The sequence below is a fragment of the Chryseobacterium sp. AG844 genome, from assembly GCF_003182335.1.
Taxonomy (GTDB): Bacteria; Bacteroidota; Bacteroidia; order Flavobacteriales; family Weeksellaceae; genus Chryseobacterium; species Chryseobacterium cupriresistens.
The window spans coordinates 62,150-79,038 of sequence record NZ_QGTV01000012.1 but is presented as its reverse complement, the minus strand read 5'-3'; the positions used below and the strand labels follow the sequence as shown (position 1 = coordinate 79,038).

The window sequence follows — 16,889 nt, the reverse complement described above, 5'->3', positions numbered from 1 at the left end:
ATACAATGGCAGAAATAAATCCGGCAGAAGTATCTGCGATCTTAAAACAGCAATTGGCCAACTTCGATACTCAATCCAACGTTGAGGAAGTAGGTACAGTTTTAACCATCGGTGATGGTATTGCTCGTGTATACGGGTTAGAAAACGTACAATACGGAGAGTTGGTGAAATTTTCTAGTGATGTAGAAGGTATTGTACTTAACCTTGAAGAAGACAACGTGGGGGTTGCTCTACTTGGTGAAAGTAAATTAGTAAAAGAAGGTGATACAGTAAGAAGAACAAACAGAATCTCTTCTATCAAAGTAGGAGAAGGTATGTTAGGAAGAGTAGTAGATACTCTTGGTAACCCAATCGATGGTAAAGGTCCTATTACTGGGGATTTATACGAAATGCCATTGGAAAGAAAGGCTCCTGGAGTTATCTTCAGACAGCCGGTAACTGAGCCTTTACAGTCTGGTATCGTGGCAATTGATGCGATGATCCCTGTAGGAAGAGGACAAAGAGAGCTTATCATTGGTGACAGACAAACAGGTAAAACTACTGTTGCTATCGATACGATCATCAACCAAAAAGAATTCTTTGATGCTGGTCAGCCAGTATATTGTATATATGTTGCTATCGGTCAGAAAGCTTCTACTGTAGCACAAATCGTTAAAACACTTTCTGATAAAGGAGCTTTAGCATATACGGTTATCGTTGCAGCTAACGCATCAGATCCGGTTCCAATGCAGGTATATTCTGCAATGGCAGGAGCTTCTATCGGTGAGTTCTTCAGAGACACTGGTAGACCGGCGCTTATCGTTTATGATGATTTATCTAAACAAGCTGTTGCTTACCGTGAGCTTTCTCTACTATTGAGAAGACCACCGGGCCGTGAAGCTTACCCTGGAGACGTTTTCTACCTTCACTCAAGACTATTGGAAAGAGCTGCAAAAGTAATCGCTGATGATAACATTGCTAAGCAAATGAATGATTTGCCGGAGTCTCTTAAGCCAATTGTAAAAGGTGGTGGTTCATTAACAGCCCTTCCGATTATCGAAACTCAGGCTGGTGACGTTTCTGCGTATATCCCTACAAACGTAATCTCTATTACAGACGGACAGATCTTCTTGGAGTCTGATCTATTCAACTCAGGGGTTCGTCCTGCAATCAACGTAGGTATCTCTGTATCAAGGGTAGGAGGTAACGCTCAGATCAAATCAATGAAAAAAGTATCTGGTACATTGAAACTTGACCAGGCTCAGTATAAAGAATTGGAAGCGTTTGCTAAGTTCGGTTCTGACCTTGACGCTTCTACTTTAGCAGTAATTTCTAAAGGAGAAAGAAACGTAGAAATCCTTAAGCAGCCGGTAAATGCACCACTTCCTGTAGAAAGTCAGGTAGCTATCGTATATGCCGGAACAGAAAACTTAATGAGAAACGTTCCATTGAACAAGATTAAAGAATTCCAACACGAATACATCGAGTTCCTTAGATCTAAGCACCCGGATACAATGGCTGCTATCAAAGCTGGAAAAATCGATAACGATATTACAGGTGTTCTTAAGCAGGCAGCTAACGATTTAGCTTCTAAATACAACTAAAAAATTCAATGTTTAAGGTTTGAAATATAGCGTTTTAAACCTTAAACTTTAGACCTTAAACTTTGAACCCAAATTAATGGCAAACTTAAAAGAAATACGAGGCAGAATTACGTCAATTTCATCTACGATGCAGATTACACGTGCTATGAAGATGGTTTCCGCAGCGAAACTTAAAAAAGCACAGGATGCAATCGTGATGTTAAGACCTTATTCTGAAAAATTACAGGAGCTTATCCAGAATGTAAATTCTAGCTCTGATCCTGATCAGATTTCTGTATATGCTCAGAAAAGAGAGGTTAAAAGAGTACTATTCATCGCTGTTACTTCAAACAGAGGTCTTGCGGGAGCTTTTAACTCTTCTATCGTAAAAGAGCTTAACCTTCAGTTTCAGAACAACGCTCAGTACGAGATTGAAGTTCTTCCTGTAGGTAAAAAAGTATATGATGCTGTGAGAAAAAGCCGTAAGGTATATACTAATGGAAGTACTGTATATGATAATCTGAACTTTGATGCAGTTGCTCATATCACTGAAGGGGTAATGACAAGCTTCAGAGAAGGTAAATTTGACGAAGTTTATGTTATCTATAACAAATTCGTTAATGCTGCTACTCAGGAAGTTACTACAGAACAGCTTCTTCCTATCTCAATGCCGGAAAATACTGAGCCGCAGGTTGAAACGGATTATATCTTTGAACCTAACAGAGCTGAAATCCTGGATAACCTGATTCCAAAGTCTATCAAAACTCAGGTTTTCAAAGCTATCTTAGATTCAGTAGCATCTGAGCACGGAGCGAGAATGACTGCAATGCATAAAGCAACAGACAATGCTCAGGCTTTAAAGAATGATCTTGTGATCTTCTACAACAAAGCAAGACAGGCTGCAATTACCAACGAAATTCTGGAAATTGTTTCCGGAGCAGAAGCTTTGAAAAATTCATAAAGAATTATTTTTACTATACCCATAAAAGCACCGAAATTATCGGTGCTTTTTTGTTTGTGGAAGGCTGAAACGGATATTTACCGCTTAAAAATATCGTTTCTGTTGAAAAATGAGTCGTTGTTCCAATTATTTTTTTTATTTGAAAATAGCGGTATTTTATTGTGTCAGTTTCTGTTCCGAAAATTCCTCCATCGAAATAATCTATCCCGGATTCAGGTTATTTTTATTTTACATATCTTTGTACCTAATAAAATTTATACAATCTCTAAATGGACTCGGACATAGTCAGGCTTTTGCTGGCCTTATTTCTTGTTTTACTCAATGGCTTCTTCGTAGCCGCAGAATTTTCAATTGTTAAAGTTCGTTACTCTCAAATTCAGCTAAAAGCTGCAGAAGGAAACTCTATGGCTAAGCAGGCAGAACATATCATCAAGCATCTTGATGAATATCTTTCCGCTACACAATTAGGAATTACATTGGCTTCCCTTGCCCTTGGTTGGGTAGGAGAAAGTGCTTTGCACCATGTGGTTGAAAGCCTCTTTCATTCGTTTAATATAGACTTGACACAAACAACGATTACCACCATTTCAGTGGTAACCAGTTTTGTATTAATTACCATCATGCACATCGTTTTCGGTGAGCTTATTCCAAAATCAATCGCGATCAGAAAATCTGAAGCCACTACAATGGCAACAGCAGTTCCGTTGAGAGTTTTTTACACGATTTTTAAACCGTTTATCTGGTTGATGAATTCCATGTCAAATGGTTTCTTAAGACTGGTGAAAATTCACCCGGCTTCGGAACAGGAAATTCACTCTACAGAAGAACTTCAGCTTTTGGTAAAGCAAAGTGCAGACAGCGGAGAGATAGAAGAAGAGAACTATGAGATCATCAAAAATGCATTTGATTTTACAGATCATTCTGCAAAACAGATCATGGTTCCAAGACAGAATATTACCTCTATTGATTTTGAAGAAGATATCAATGATATTATCAACAAAATAATGGATAGCGGTTACTCTCGTATTCCAGTTTATATTGATTCTATTGATAATGTGATCGGAATTTTCTACACCAAAGAAATTATAAGAGAATTTGTGAAGAGAAAAGGAGATCTGGATCATGAAGATCTTAAAGACTTAATGCGTGACGCCTTCTTCGTGGTGGAAAGTAAAAAAGTTTCAGACCTACTGAAGACTTTCCAGCTTAAAAAACAGCACATCGCCATTGTTATTGACGAATTTGGTGGAACTGAAGGAATTATTACACTGGAAGATATTCTGGAAGAACTGGTAGGAGAAATTCAGGACGAAGAAGACGATGAAGAAAAAATCGTTGATAAAATAGCGGATAATACCTATTGGGTACAGGCTACACAGCCTTTGGAGGAAATCAATGAATTTCTTCCCAGAAAACTTCCTCTTTCCGAAGAAAGCGAGTACAACTCACTGGCTGGATTTATTCTTTATGAGCTCGAAGAAATCCCTGAAGAAAACCAGGAGTTTGATCTTGCAGACTATCACTTTAAAATTCTGAAAATGAATAACAAGAGTGTTGAACTGGTGGAACTTGTTTATCAGGAACCTAATGCGATTGATAATCTGGCAGACAAAATAGGAGAAGTTTAAAAGAATAAAAATGAATTTTTATAACAGCATAAAAGATTACGAAAATCCAAAACGTCAGTACGAAGAAGAAGTACTTGTTCTGGATGATACGGATGAAGTTTATAAACTGGTACTGCATAACGATGATATCCATACATTTGATTATGTGATAGACTGTCTGATCGAAATATGCAAGCATACGCTGGAACAGGCAGAGCAATGCACGATCCTTGTTCATTATAAAGGCAAATGTACCGTAAAAACAGGCTCAATGGATGTTTTGAAGCCTATGCATGAAAAATTAATTTCGCGCGAATTAACAAGCGAAATCGTATAAAATAAAAAACTGGCAAATGAATTGCCGGTTTTTTTTATTAAATCCCAAAAAGAAAGTTGAGTAATACCAATTAATCATAAAGACCTGCCGGTTTCCGGAATGTATTTTAATCTTTAAATACTTTAATCTTTTAATTTCTCAATACTCTTACATTGTCATATTTTATCTAAAATAGTATATTTGTACCAACTATAAAGAAACAAAAAAACAATGCTTGTAATAGGAATTGCCGGTGGTACAGGATCCGGCAAAACTACAGTTGTTGATAAGATACTTCAGCAGCTTGATATTGAAGGAATGAATATCCTCTCTCAGGATAATTATTATCACGACAACCAGGGTCTTACATTGACGGAAAGAGAAGCTCTGAACTACGACCACCCAAAATCAATAGACTTTGACTTACTGATAAAACATGTAAAAGCTTTAAAAAACAATGAGCCGATTGAACAGCCGATTTACAGCTTTGTTACACATTCCAGAACAGGAGATCATGTCACTGTAGAACCTAAAAACGTATTGGTAGTAGAAGGAATTCTTGTTTTGACCAACAAAGAATTACTGAAAGAATTTGATCTGAAGGTATTTGTTCATGCAGATTCTGACGAAAGACTGATCAGGAGGATCAGGAGAGATACCCAGGAAAGGGGAAGAGATCTGAGCGAAGTATTGCACCGTTATCAGACCACATTGAAACCAATGCACCAGGAATTCATCGAGCCGTCTAAAAATGAGGCCGATCTTATTATCCCCAATATGAAACAGAATTCCGTAGCCATTGATTTTTTAACTACTGTTATTAAAAACTCGTTGAAAAAACATTAAAAAATGGAAGAAAACAACCTTATCAAAGACATTCAGCCGAAATCTGAAACATTCAAACTTATCCAGAAATATGTTTTGAACAAGTATACCATTACGATCTGTCTGTTTTTGGTATGGATGATTTTTTTCGATAAAACTTCATTTCTTGTTATTAATGAACTGAATGGTGAGATTCATAAATATGAAGAGCAGCTGGATTACTATAAGAAAGAGTACGAAAAAAATGATGCTTTTTATAAAAAACTGATGAACAACAAGTCAGAAAAAGAAAAATACGCAAGAGAAAATTATTTTATGAAAAAACCGAATGAAGAAATTTTCATTCTGGTGGTAGACAGCACAAAAGTGGCTAAAAAGTAATAAAAGTTGAATAGAATTTCGTTGATGATGAAATGTGTTTTTAGTTTTTAAAAATTCACTTGCAAAGCAAAATTCACCATTAACAATTCACAAATAAAAAACTAATGTCAAATACAGATATACTTTCAAACTGGGAAAACCTGGTCAAAAAACAACTTAAAACAGAGGATATCTATCCCGTTTTAGAAAAACAGAATCTGGAAGGAATAGAAGTGAAGCCTTTTTACACTGAAGTTCAGAAGCCTTTGGTAAACCTGCCAAGAGTTGAAGAAAGTACCCATCTGGTTGCAAGATACCACGAAAGTCTGGAAGAAGAAGTATTTGCATTTATGCTGGATCAGAATGTAGAAAATCTGGATCAGAAAACCATTTTTGTGAATAATAAAGATCTTGCAGGGCACATTAGTCCTAAAGAAGAAGACCAGTATTTTTCACTGATTGATGTTTTTAATGAAAAAGAAGGAAGTATTGATGATCAGCTGGTAAAAGAATTACTTTCAAAAGATTTTAGAAGAAATATCTGCGTAGATATCTCACTGCATCAGAATGCCGGAGCCGCTATCTATCAGCAGCTTGCAATTGCCCTTGCAAAAGCTAAGGAGTTAGCAGAAGTTTATGGAGCTGAAATTTTAAATAAACTGATTTTCAGAATAGCTGTTGGAGGAAGTTATTTCTTTGAAATGGCTAAGCTGAGAGCTTTTAAGATTATTTTCAACCAGCTTTCAAAAGAATACGGGCTGGATGTAGTTCCTTACATCTTTGCTGAAACTTCGTTACGAAATAAAGCTGTTTCAGATAATGAAAATAACCTGATCCGTTCTACGTTGGAGCTTGCTTCTGCCATGATTGGCGGAGTAGACGCTGTTTTCTCAAACAATTATCTTGTAGACAGAAGTACGGATAACTCGGAAGAGATCTCTTTCAAACAACAGATAGTTCTGGCCTATGAAAGTATCATCAACGTATTTGAAGATGCTTCCAACGGAAGTTATTATGTTGAAGATATCACCCGGCAGTTTGCAGAAAAAGCATGGGCTTTATTTGTTGAAATTGAAGAAGCAGGAGGATATCTTGAATTGTTGAAACAGGGTGTTATTCAGAAAAAAATCTATGATCATGCGATTGAAGAGCAGCAATGGATTGAAGAAGGGAAAATAAAGCTGATCGGAGTGAATCTGTACCCTAAATTAGACGTTAAAAAGTCTATCACGGATCTTTACAGCGAAAAAGAAATAAAAGCCGTCCGCTGGGCTGAGATGTTTGAGTAATGAAAGAAAAACTGATAGATTTATTTGAATATACCTATCATTTCAACGCTGAGATGATTAAAGCTATTTCTGAAAACAGAGAGCTTATTGACGATAAAACGATCAGTTTGATCAATCATACCCTTAATGCGCAACAGATCTGGAATGCCCGGATATTAGGAGAGGAAACCTTTGAAGTATGGCAGATCAATCCCTTCGAATCCCTGGAAGAGATTAATCATAAGAATTTTCTTAAAAGTATTAACATTATCAGTAATCTTGATTTGGATAAAAGAATAGAATATCAGAATTCAAGAGGGACAAAGTTTGAAAACACTATTTTTGAAATGCTTTTTCATGCCGTCAATCACTCCACGTATCACAGAGGACAAATCAATTCTTTGCTTAAGCAAAACGGTATAACTCCGGTAGCTGCTGATTATATTTTTTATAAGAGATAATTTGATCATGTCTAACAAGATTTTGTGTAGATTTATGAAACACAAAATGCAAATGTTATGAAAGAAAATGAGATAAGTTTTTATATCAGAAAATCTATATTTTCTGTTTATAATGAACTTGGACCAGGTTTATTGGAAAAAGTTTATGAGAAGGTTCTGGTTTGCGAATTGGAAAATAATGGTTTAAAAGTGAAGACTCAGGTTCCGATGAAGGTTAAATTTAGGGATATTATTATTGATTCTGGTTTTGTTGCCGATATAATTGTTGAAGATAAAATTATTATAGAAGTAAAAGCCGTAACGGAAATAGCAAATATTCATCATCAACAGTTGTTAACCTATTTAAAGTTAACAGGATTGAAATTAGGAATTTTGGTAAACTTTAATACTGATTTTATCAGTAAAAGTATTTTTCGGAAAGTAAGAGGGAATTTAGACTAATATTCCAAAATGGACCACAGATGATTGCACATATTTTTTTTAACTTTTAATGATTATGCGTATTCTGCTACGTAAAATGAAACATTAAGCATCTATGGTGATTTTTTATGCGGTTAAGAATGAATAAATTCAAATATTTAAAATTACGTAAATAAATAAAACATAAACATCTGTGAAAATCCGTGTCATCTGTGGTTAAATTAATAAATAAGGAAATCCAAAACTACATCAATGCAAATCTGAATACAGATTTACACACATTACTGTTGAAAAAATCCCCTTTTCCGGAGGTTTCCATGCAGGAAATCGTACAGCAGATCAAAGGAAAACAGGTGGCAGAAAGGAAATTTCCGTTTCTCCTGAAAGAAGGAATTCTTTTTCCTCCACAGCTTAATCTGGAACAGTCATCATCAGAAAAAACAGCTCTTTATAAATCTGAAATTCTGAAAGGAAAGAAATTTATTGATCTTACAAGCGGTTTTGCTATTGATGCTTATTATCTCTCCCAAAATTTTGATGATATCACCTTAGTAGAGCAAAATACCGAGCTTTTAAATATTGTTGAAAATAACTGGAACATCCTGGACCGTCAGGCAAAATTTGTCAACAGAAAACTCGAAGATTTTCTGAATGAGAATCAGGAACACTTTGATGTCATTTATCTTGATCCGGCCCGAAGAGACGAGCAAAAAAATAAAGTTTTTCTTTTGGAAGACCTGTCACCTGATATTCTTGAAATTCAGGAAAAATTACGATCTATTTCCGGTCAGGTAGTTGTTAAACTGTCACCTCTTATTGATCTTAAATATCTTGTCTCTGTGCTGCCCGGTATTACAAGAATTGATGTTATTGCCCTCAAAAATGATGTGAAAGAAGTTGTCGTATTTCTTTCCAACGAAAATATGGATAAGATCATCTGTAATTGTGTGAACCTTGAAAGCGGAGAAGAGACTTTTACATTCAGATATGGGGAAGAAGAAACTGCGGAATCGGAATATTCCGAACCGGAAAAATACATTTATATTCCCAATCATTCTATTTTGAAGGCGGGAGTCTTTAATTTGATTTCCCTGAAATTCGGATTGAAAAAACTTCATCCCAACAGCCATCTTTACACTTCCTCCGAAAAGATTGAAAACTTTCCGGGAAGGATTTTGGAAATGGAATCTGTTGATTCTAAAAGTATTAAAAAGAAAGGGCAGTTTAATATCATTGCAAAAAATTACCCTTTAAAACCTGAACAAATCAAAAAGAAATACGGTTTAAAAGACGGAGGAGATCAGTATCTTATTTTTACCCAATCCAAAAAAGGGAAAATAATATTAAAATCAGTATAAAAATGTTGCCGAAAAAAGCAGGATTTCTTACTTTTGGGCAATCAAAAATTGAAGCATGTAATCGCTTGCTGTTTGGAGGGTCAGAATAGATTGAAAATAGTGCGGTTCCATATTATCTTTTAAAAAAAATAATTTTACATATGAAAAAATTAGTTATCTGTTTAGCGATTGCAACGGTAGCGGTAAGCTGTAAAAAAGTTCCGCAAGGAGGAAACAAAGCTACTTTGAAACTTGAAGAAGGAGTAGAAAGATATTCTGACGCTCCTCAGGGAGAAGCTCACGGACATGAAGCTGCTGCAGCAGAGCATAAAGAAGAAGCTCCTGCAAAACCTGAAGAAGCTGCTGCTCCAAAAACAGACAGTACTGCTGCTGCAAAACCTGCTGAAGCTGATAAAGCTCCAAAAGCTGAACACTAATTAGAAGTACAAAATATATAAGTGCCCTGTTTCTGCAGGGCATTTTTTTATTAAAAAGAGGGCTATTGGGTTCATTAGCATGAGATTGGGAAAATCCTTTCTTTTTGTTTGTCCCTGCCAGGCATTTTTTTTAATTTTAACAAAATAAATTTTTACAATGCAAGAGACATTAAATTACATCAACGAAAACAAACAGCGTTTCGTGGATGAATTATTTGAGTTATTGAGAATTCCTTCTATTTCTGCGGATCCGGCGTATAAAGATGACGTTTTGAAATGTGCAGATGTAGTGGCGGCACACCTTAAGAATGCTGGAGCTGACAATGTTGAAGTTTGCCAGACAAAAGGATATCCAATTGTTTTCGGGGAGAAAATTTTAGATAAAAGCTTACCAACAGTATTGGTATACGGACACTACGATGTTCAGCCGGCAGATCCGTTGGAATTATGGACAAAGCCGCCATTCGAGCCTTATATTGAAAAAACTGAGCTACATCCTGAAGGGGCAATTTTTGCCAGAGGTTCTGCTGACGACAAAGGGCAGTTTTTCATGCATCTGAAGGCTTTTGAAGCCATGATGAAAACCAATGCTCTTCCTTGCAATGTTAAATTTATCTTAGAAGGAGAAGAAGAAGTGGGTTCTGTAAGCTTGGGAGAGTGGGTAAACGAGAACAAGGAGAAATTAGCTTGTGATTGTATCTTAATTTCCGATACCCATATCTACAGCAACGAACAACCTACTGTAACAACTGGTTTAAGAGGTTTAAGCTATGTAGAAGTAGAAGTGGAAGGTCCAAACAGAGACTTGCACTCAGGTCTTTATGGTGGAGCGGTTCCAAATCCTATCCATGTTCTTTCAAGAATGATCGCTAATCTGATTGATGAAAACGGTCATATCACTATTGATGGGTTCTACGACAATGTTGAAACAGTTTCAGATGAAGAGAGAGCCGAAATGAATAAATTGAAAGACAATCCGGAAGAATTCAAGAAATCAATCGGGTTAAGCAATATCGAAGGTGAAAAAGGATATACTACTTTAGAAAGAACTTCTATCCGTCCTACTTTAGACTGTAACGGAATCTGGGGTGGTTATACAGGAGAAGGGGCAAAAACAGTAATTCCTTCAAAAGCTTTTGCTAAAATTTCAATGCGTCTGGTTCCTTACCAGACTCCTCAGGAAATCACGGAAAAGTTCACGAAATATTTTGAAAAAATCGCTCCGGATACGGTAAAAGTAAAAGTAACTCCTCACCATGGAGGAATGCCGTACGTTTTACCAACCAATACAAAAGAATTTGCTGCTGCGAAACAGGCAATGGAATCTGCGTTTGGAAAAGAGGTGCTTCCATACAGAGGAGGAGGAAGTATTCCGATTACAGCCATGTTTGAGCAGGTTTTAGGAGCTAAGTCTGTATTGATGGGATTCGGATTGGATTCTGATGCGATCCACTCTCCAAACGAGCATTATGGGCTGTTCAATTTCTATAAAGGAATTGAAAGTATTCCATTGTTCTTTGAGAATTATTCAAAGTAATTGATCAATAATACGATATCATAAGGTATTTCTGGAAAGAGATACCTTATTTTTTTGCTTTATATTATCCTGTTATCAACTGCCGGCAAAGCCTTTTTAAGAATTTGAAAAATTAAATTCACTGAAAATAAAAGGGTTAATTTTTATTTGCAATAAGTTATTTCACTATTCATCGAAAGTTTATATTTTTAATACAAAACTTGATTTACTATGAAAAAATACTACTCAGTTGCAATTTTGCTATCTTCAATATGCATTTTAGCCCAGCAGACCATTTCCTTTGAGTCTAATGAAGGGTTTAACACCGGAGATATCAATGGGCAGACAGGCTGGATCAGTACCCCCACAGGAGGTATACCGCAAAATGTTACCCATCAGACCATCAGCATGGATAAAGCCAGTGATGGTAGCCGTTCCCTTAGAATCGTAAAAGAAAATACATATGGAACTCAGAATGATCCGATCATAGGAGGGTTTTATAATCTTCCGGCACCGTTGGCTTCCAACAATTTTTCTGTGTCATTCGATATCAACATGTCACAGTTCAACGGCTCTGATTTTGGTTTTCAGGGCGTAAACAGTATTGATGACCAGTCTGTGGTGAGATTGGATTTTGAAAAAACAGGATCGGTAAAGATTTTAAACACGGTTTCAGGTATACAGAATCTGATTTCCCTGCCTTCAATCTGGATACCTAACACCTGGTTTCGGTTAAAAATAGTAGGAAGTGCCACAGATGTGCGGTATTACCTTAATAATGTGCTGATCTACACAGGAACAGCCGCCAATTCTTTAAATATAGACCAGCTTCGTTTCGTTCATAATAATTCATTGGGATCAGCTTATATCGATCATATCAAAATTAATAGTGAACTGGGGGTAATGGCGGTACATGATTCTAAAGTAAACACTAAGGAAATTGCGGTTTATCCTAACCCCGCCCATGATTTTATCAATATTAATACAGCCACCAAAGTAAAAAGTATTGACCTCTATGACGAGACAGGAAAACTCATAAAGACGGAAATAAACAACAGTAAAATAGAGGTAAAAGGCTTAAGTGCAGGAATATATAGTGTCAATGTTAAAACCGAAGGAGGAAATTTTACAGAAAAAGTGATCATCCGATAAATTATTTCTTACCTCTGGAAACATGGGATCTTTTTAGCGTTTTAATGTATTCATGGATGATTTTTCGGAATTGATCTTCTTTCTTGGATTTAATATCTTTACTCTTTTTGATTAAAAATATTATGTTAATTTGTTAATATGTGTAAAAAATTAACGTGTTTTGCTTTTTAGGTTTAAAACGTATATATTTGCTTTAAACTAAAAAAATATCATGAAGAAACTTTACATTTTCGCAATTTCGTTGATTTCAATATCATCTTTTGCCCAGCAGACCATTTCTTTCGAAGCCAGCGAAGGATATACAGCAGGAAACATTAATGGACAGCAGGGTTGGGTTACGACCAACGACGGAGGAGTACCGCCGGTATATATAACAACCCAATTGGTGTCATCTGAAATAGCAAGCCAGGGATCAAATAGTTTTAAAATCACTCCGGATCCAGCGTATGGGCCGCAACAGAGCCCGGTAATGGGTGGCTTTTATACCTTTACGACACCACTGATATATAACAGCTTTACACAGTCATTTGATGTAAGGCTTACCCAAAAAAGTACATCCAGTTCAGATTTTGTTTTTAGAACAGTAAGTACAACAGGAGCTGGAGGAATTGTTACCTATATCAATTTTTCTTATGACGGAAGTATTTTACTCGCTACAGCAGGATCTGGTAATCTGGTTAATACCAACCAGACCTGGAATGCCAATACCTGGTACAGGGTAAAAATAGTTTCTACGGCTACAGGAATCCAATATTTCCTGAACGATGCTCTGATCTATACAGGACAGCCATTCAGCAACAATAATATTAACAGAATGGATTTTGTACATGACAACTATGGAGGTTCGGCCTATATCGATAATATCAAAATCAATAATGAAGCAGCGTTATCTACGAAAGATGCCGTTAAAAATGATGTGAAACTGTCCATCTATCCAAACCCGGCAACTGATGTTATAAAAATCACAACTTCTAACAAAATCAAACATGTTGAAGTATATGATATGTCAGGAAAAAGAGTGGATGTAACACTCAATGGAGATCAGGTAAACGTTAGAAATCTACCTGCCGGAGCATATTTATTGAATGTGGAAACAGAAGGAAGAAACTTTACAGAGAAGTTCATCAAAAAATAATTACTGATAAATCTTAGTATCAGCAAAACGCTCCAATTGGAGCGTTTTTGTTATTTTAGAGAATTAAAAATTTTAATCATATGTCAGATCATAAAACAGCTTATATAACAGGCGGAACCAAAGGAATAGGTTTCGGGATTGCGAAAATTTTACTTGAAAACGGCATTTCTGTAGCATTTTCAGGAAGGAAAAGAGAAGATGTGATGAAGGCGGAAGAAGAACTTAAGCGATATTCAGAAAATGTTTTGGGAATTGTTTCTGATGTAAGAAGTCTCGAAAGCGAACAGGAAGCTGTAAAATATACCGTTGAAAAGTTCGGAAGGCTGGATTATGTTATTGCTAATGCAGGATTAGGGATTTTTAAGCCCGTAGATGAACTTACCGCAGCAGAATGGAATGATATGATAGAAACCAATCTTACAGGGGTTTTCTATACTTTAAAAGCCTCTGTAGAAGAGTTGAAAAAGACAGAAGGCTACTATATTACCATTTCCAGCCTTGCAGGTGCCAATTTCTTTGAAAACGGGACTGGATACAATGCTTCCAAATTCGGAGTGGTAGGTTTCACTCAGGCTGCCATGATCGATTTAAGAAAATATAATATTAAGTCTACTGTAATTATGCCTGGATCAGTAGCCACTCATTTTAATGGAAATATTCCGTCTGAAAAGGATAATTGGAAGATTCAGCCCGAAGATATGGGGAATCTTGTACTGGATATTTTAAAGATGAACCCAAGGGTTTTGCCGAGTAAAATAGAGTTTAGGGCAACAAAACCAGCGAAGTAACTACATCTAATGTATTGAATAATAATTTACTAAGTATTATGCATGCATAATATATTTTTTATTTATATTAGCAAAAATTAATTCAAACAAAATCTCTGCATAAACCGTCACAATTTTATGCATCAAAAGGGAAAAAATAAAATAGACACATGAAACCTTAAGGTTACATATGACCAATAAAAAAATTAAGAACAACATATGAAAATATTAGTTTGTATTAGTAGTGTTCCGGATACTACTTCCAAAATTAACTTTACAGCAGACAAATCTGCTTTCGACAAAAACGGAATTCAGTGGGTAATCAATCCTCTAGACGAATTTGCGTTGACAAAAGCGGTTAAACTTCAGGAATCTCAGGGAGCAACAGTAACGGTAATCAACGTAGGTGATGCTGCTACAGAGCCTGTAATCAGAAAAGCTTTGGCAATTGGAGCTAATGATGCGGTAAGAGTAAATCTTGACCCGAAAGACAGCTATTCTACAGCAAAAGAAATTGCAGCTGTAGCTCAAAACGGAGGATATGATCTTATCCTTTGCGGAAAAGAATCCATCGATTATAACGGAGGTTCTGTTCCGGGAATGGTAGCTCAGCTATTAAACCAGCCTTTCGTAAACGCTTCTGTAGGACTAGACGTGAACGGAAGTGAAGCTACAGCAGTAAGAGAAATTGAAGGAGGAAAAGAAACTATTTCAGTAAAATTACCGGCAGTTATTGCAGGTCAGAAAGGATTGGTAGATGAGAAAGATCTTATCATCCCAAATATGAGAGGAATTATGTCTGCAAGAACAAAACCTTTGCAGGTAGTAGAGCCTTCTTCTTCAGAAGTAAAAGTTCAGGGAGTATCTTATGACAGCGTTCCGCCAAGAGCTGCAGTGAAAATGGTTTCTCCTGATAATCTGGATGAATTGGTAAGATTACTTCACGAAGAAGCTAAAGTAATCTAATCTTTAAATTTTTCAATCTTTAAATTTTAAATGTAAAACAATGGCAGTATTCGTATACGCAGAAAATATAAACGGAGTTTACAAAAAAGCAGCTTTCGAAGCAGTTTCTTATGCTAAAGCTATCGCTGATAAGGCGGGAGATACCGTTACGGCAATCTCTGTAAACCCAACTGATTCTTCAGATTTATTATACAAATATGGAGCATCAAACGTTATCAATATCAAAGACGAAGGTCTTAAAAATTTCTCAGCAAAAGCATTTGCACAGGCTGTAAGTGAAGTAGCAGACGGAAATATTATCGTTTTCCCTCACACTACTGACGCTTCTTCCGTAGCTCCTATGCTTGCTGTAATGAAGAACTATTCTTTAATTACCAATGCATTGGAAGCTCCAGAAAGCCTTTCTCCTTTCCAGGTAAAAAGAAGAGCATTCTCAGGAAAAGGTTTCATGCATGCAAAAGCAGAAGGAAACGGAGTAATCGTTACTGTTTCTCAAAACGCTTTCGGTGTTAAAGAAAATGCAGTGTCAGGTTCAGAAGAAGTGAAGAACTTATCTGTTGCTAATGAAGATACTAAAGTGATTTCTCATGAGCAGAGTTCAGGTAAATTAGACCTTAAAGAAGCTGAAGTTGTTGTTTCTGCAGGTAGAGGTATGAAAGGACCTGAAAACTGGGGAATGATTGAAGATCTGGCAAACGTTTTAGGAGCAGCTACAGCATGTTCCAAGCCGGTTTCTGATATCGGATGGAGACCTCACACAGAACACGTAGGACAAACAGGTAAAGCAATTTCTCCGAATCTTTATGTTGCAGTAGGAATTTCAGGAGCGATTCAGCACCTTGCGGGAGTTAACTCTTCAAAAACTATCGTAGTAATCAACAGTGATCCTGAAGCACCGTTCTTCAAGTCTGCTGACTACGGAGTAGTAGGAGATGCTTTCCAGATTATTCCTGCACTAACAGAGAAAATTAAAGCAATTAAAGGATAAGAAAGTGAATTGTGAATAGTCAATTCGCTTTGCTTGTCAATTTTTTAATAAAATAATTCACTTGCGAAGCAAAATTCACTATTGACGTTTGACAATCATCAACAATACAGATAAAAGCTCGGCTTTCCGGGCTTTTATTTTTGCGTAAAAAAGTGAAAACACAACAAAAAATTAATCTATATTTGTAGCTATGGATTATAAGCAGCTAATTATTCGCGGAATATCGTACAGCCAGACCCAGTCGGGGGCGTACGCATTGTTACTGGAGCATGAAGAAACACACATAAAATTACCTGTTGTTATAGGAAATTTCGAAGCTCAGTCTATCTCTCTCGGATTGGAGAAAGATATTCATCCACCGCGTCCTCTTACTCATGATTTATTTACAAAATTTATAGTTTCTGCCAATTATGAGTTGGTTTCTGTCATTATCTATCAGATTGTAGACGGAGTTTTCTTTTCAAATATCAACTTTAAAAATAAAGTAACCGACGAAGAACTGATTCTTGATGCGAGAACTTCTGATGCCGTTGCAATGGCTGTAAGATTTGATGCACCTATATTTACAACGCAGCAGGTTTTAAACGAAGCAGGAATTCTACTGGAATTGGAAGACGTTTCAAAAGAAGAACAGTCTTTCTCAGAAACTGTACAGACAGAAGATAACTTAAAATCTCTTTCAATGGAAGAACTTCAGAAATTATTGGATGAAGCCGTTAAAGAAGAAGACTATGATACCGCCCTTGAAATCCAGGAAGAAATCAAGAGGAGGAAAAAGAAAATTGACTAAAGAGATACTTTTTATATAAAC

General features: G+C 36.3%; 18 protein-coding genes. All 18 read left to right on the top strand.

The annotated features are described in order from the left end of the window. Positions 1–5: 5 nt before the first annotated feature. The 18 genes from atpA to DEU40_RS13170 all read left to right on the top strand — a co-directional run bounded on the left by atpA (position 6) and on the right by DEU40_RS13170 (position 16,868). Entirely contained in the window at positions 6–1,583 is a 1,578-nt protein-coding gene (gene atpA / locus DEU40_RS13255) for a F0F1 ATP synthase subunit alpha (RefSeq protein WP_110010268.1), read from the top strand. Positions 1,584–1,659: 76 nt separating this feature from the next. Beyond that, entirely contained in the window at positions 1,660–2,523 is an 864-nt protein-coding gene (gene atpG, locus DEU40_RS13250) for an ATP synthase F1 subunit gamma (protein ID WP_110010267.1), read from the top strand. A 269-nt stretch (positions 2,524–2,792) separates the two neighbouring features. Further along, the gene (locus tag DEU40_RS13245) at positions 2,793–4,151 is read left to right on the top strand and encodes a hemolysin family protein (RefSeq protein ID WP_110010266.1); all 1,359 of its coding nucleotides are present in this window, start codon (positions 2,793–2,795) and stop codon (positions 4,149–4,151) included. A gap of 10 nt (positions 4,152–4,161) precedes the next feature. Beyond that, a complete protein-coding gene (locus DEU40_RS13240; protein WP_099049883.1) occupies positions 4,162–4,467 on the top strand; it encodes an ATP-dependent Clp protease adaptor ClpS in 306 nt (101 codons plus the stop codon). Between the two features lie 210 nt (positions 4,468–4,677). Next, positions 4,678–5,292 carry a uridine kinase gene (gene udk, locus DEU40_RS13235; RefSeq protein ID WP_002979122.1) on the top strand — a complete coding sequence of 205 codons (615 nt, stop codon included), beginning with the start codon at positions 4,678–4,680 and terminating at the stop codon, positions 5,290–5,292. A gap of 3 nt (positions 5,293–5,295) precedes the next feature. Then, a complete protein-coding gene (locus DEU40_RS13230; protein WP_002979124.1) occupies positions 5,296–5,652 on the top strand; it encodes an FtsB family cell division protein in 357 nt (118 codons plus the stop codon). A gap of 104 nt (positions 5,653–5,756) precedes the next feature. Continuing rightward, a complete protein-coding gene (locus tag DEU40_RS13225) occupies positions 5,757–6,920 on the top strand; it encodes a methylmalonyl-CoA mutase family protein (RefSeq protein WP_110010265.1) in 1,164 nt (387 codons plus the stop codon). Beyond that, positions 6,920–7,360, top strand: a complete 441-nt coding sequence (locus tag DEU40_RS13220) for a DinB family protein (protein WP_110010264.1) — start codon at positions 6,920–6,922, stop codon at positions 7,358–7,360. Before DEU40_RS13225 ends, DEU40_RS13220 begins: the two co-directional genes overlap by 1 nt. Before the next feature lie 57 nt (positions 7,361–7,417). Next, entirely contained in the window at positions 7,418–7,801 is a 384-nt protein-coding gene (locus tag DEU40_RS13215) for a GxxExxY protein (protein ID WP_110010263.1), read from the top strand. A 191-nt stretch (positions 7,802–7,992) separates the two neighbouring features. Continuing rightward, positions 7,993–9,138 (top strand): class I SAM-dependent methyltransferase, encoded by a 1,146-nt coding sequence (locus DEU40_RS13210; RefSeq protein ID WP_110010262.1) that lies wholly within the window; start codon positions 7,993–7,995, stop codon positions 9,136–9,138. A gap of 140 nt (positions 9,139–9,278) precedes the next feature. Then, positions 9,279–9,554, top strand: coding sequence for a hypothetical protein (locus DEU40_RS13205; RefSeq protein WP_110010261.1), 276 nt, complete (start codon positions 9,279–9,281; stop codon positions 9,552–9,554). Between the two features lie 157 nt (positions 9,555–9,711). Further along, positions 9,712–11,091: a dipeptidase gene (locus tag DEU40_RS13200; RefSeq protein ID WP_110010260.1), complete on the top strand. Its 1,380-nt coding sequence runs from the start codon at positions 9,712–9,714 to the stop codon at positions 11,089–11,091. Between the two features lie 210 nt (positions 11,092–11,301). Next, on the top strand, positions 11,302–12,222 hold the full coding sequence (locus DEU40_RS13195; protein ID WP_110010259.1) for a T9SS type A sorting domain-containing protein: 921 nt from the start codon (positions 11,302–11,304) through the stop codon (positions 12,220–12,222). Between the two features lie 211 nt (positions 12,223–12,433). Then, on the top strand, positions 12,434–13,357 hold the full coding sequence (locus DEU40_RS13190; protein ID WP_110010258.1) for a T9SS type A sorting domain-containing protein: 924 nt from the start codon (positions 12,434–12,436) through the stop codon (positions 13,355–13,357). 80 nt (positions 13,358–13,437) lie between these two features. After that, positions 13,438–14,145, top strand: coding sequence for an SDR family oxidoreductase (locus DEU40_RS13185; protein WP_110010257.1), 708 nt, complete (start codon positions 13,438–13,440; stop codon positions 14,143–14,145). A 198-nt stretch (positions 14,146–14,343) separates the two neighbouring features. Further along, on the top strand, positions 14,344–15,090 hold the full coding sequence (locus DEU40_RS13180; RefSeq protein WP_047429867.1) for an electron transfer flavoprotein subunit beta/FixA family protein: 747 nt from the start codon (positions 14,344–14,346) through the stop codon (positions 15,088–15,090). Between the two features lie 40 nt (positions 15,091–15,130). Beyond that, positions 15,131–16,078: an electron transfer flavoprotein subunit alpha/FixB family protein gene (locus DEU40_RS13175; RefSeq protein WP_110010256.1), complete on the top strand. Its 948-nt coding sequence runs from the start codon at positions 15,131–15,133 to the stop codon at positions 16,076–16,078. A gap of 190 nt (positions 16,079–16,268) precedes the next feature. Beyond that, positions 16,269–16,868 (top strand): bifunctional nuclease family protein, encoded by a 600-nt coding sequence (locus DEU40_RS13170; RefSeq protein WP_110010255.1) that lies wholly within the window; start codon positions 16,269–16,271, stop codon positions 16,866–16,868. Positions 16,869–16,889: the final 21 nt, after the last annotated feature.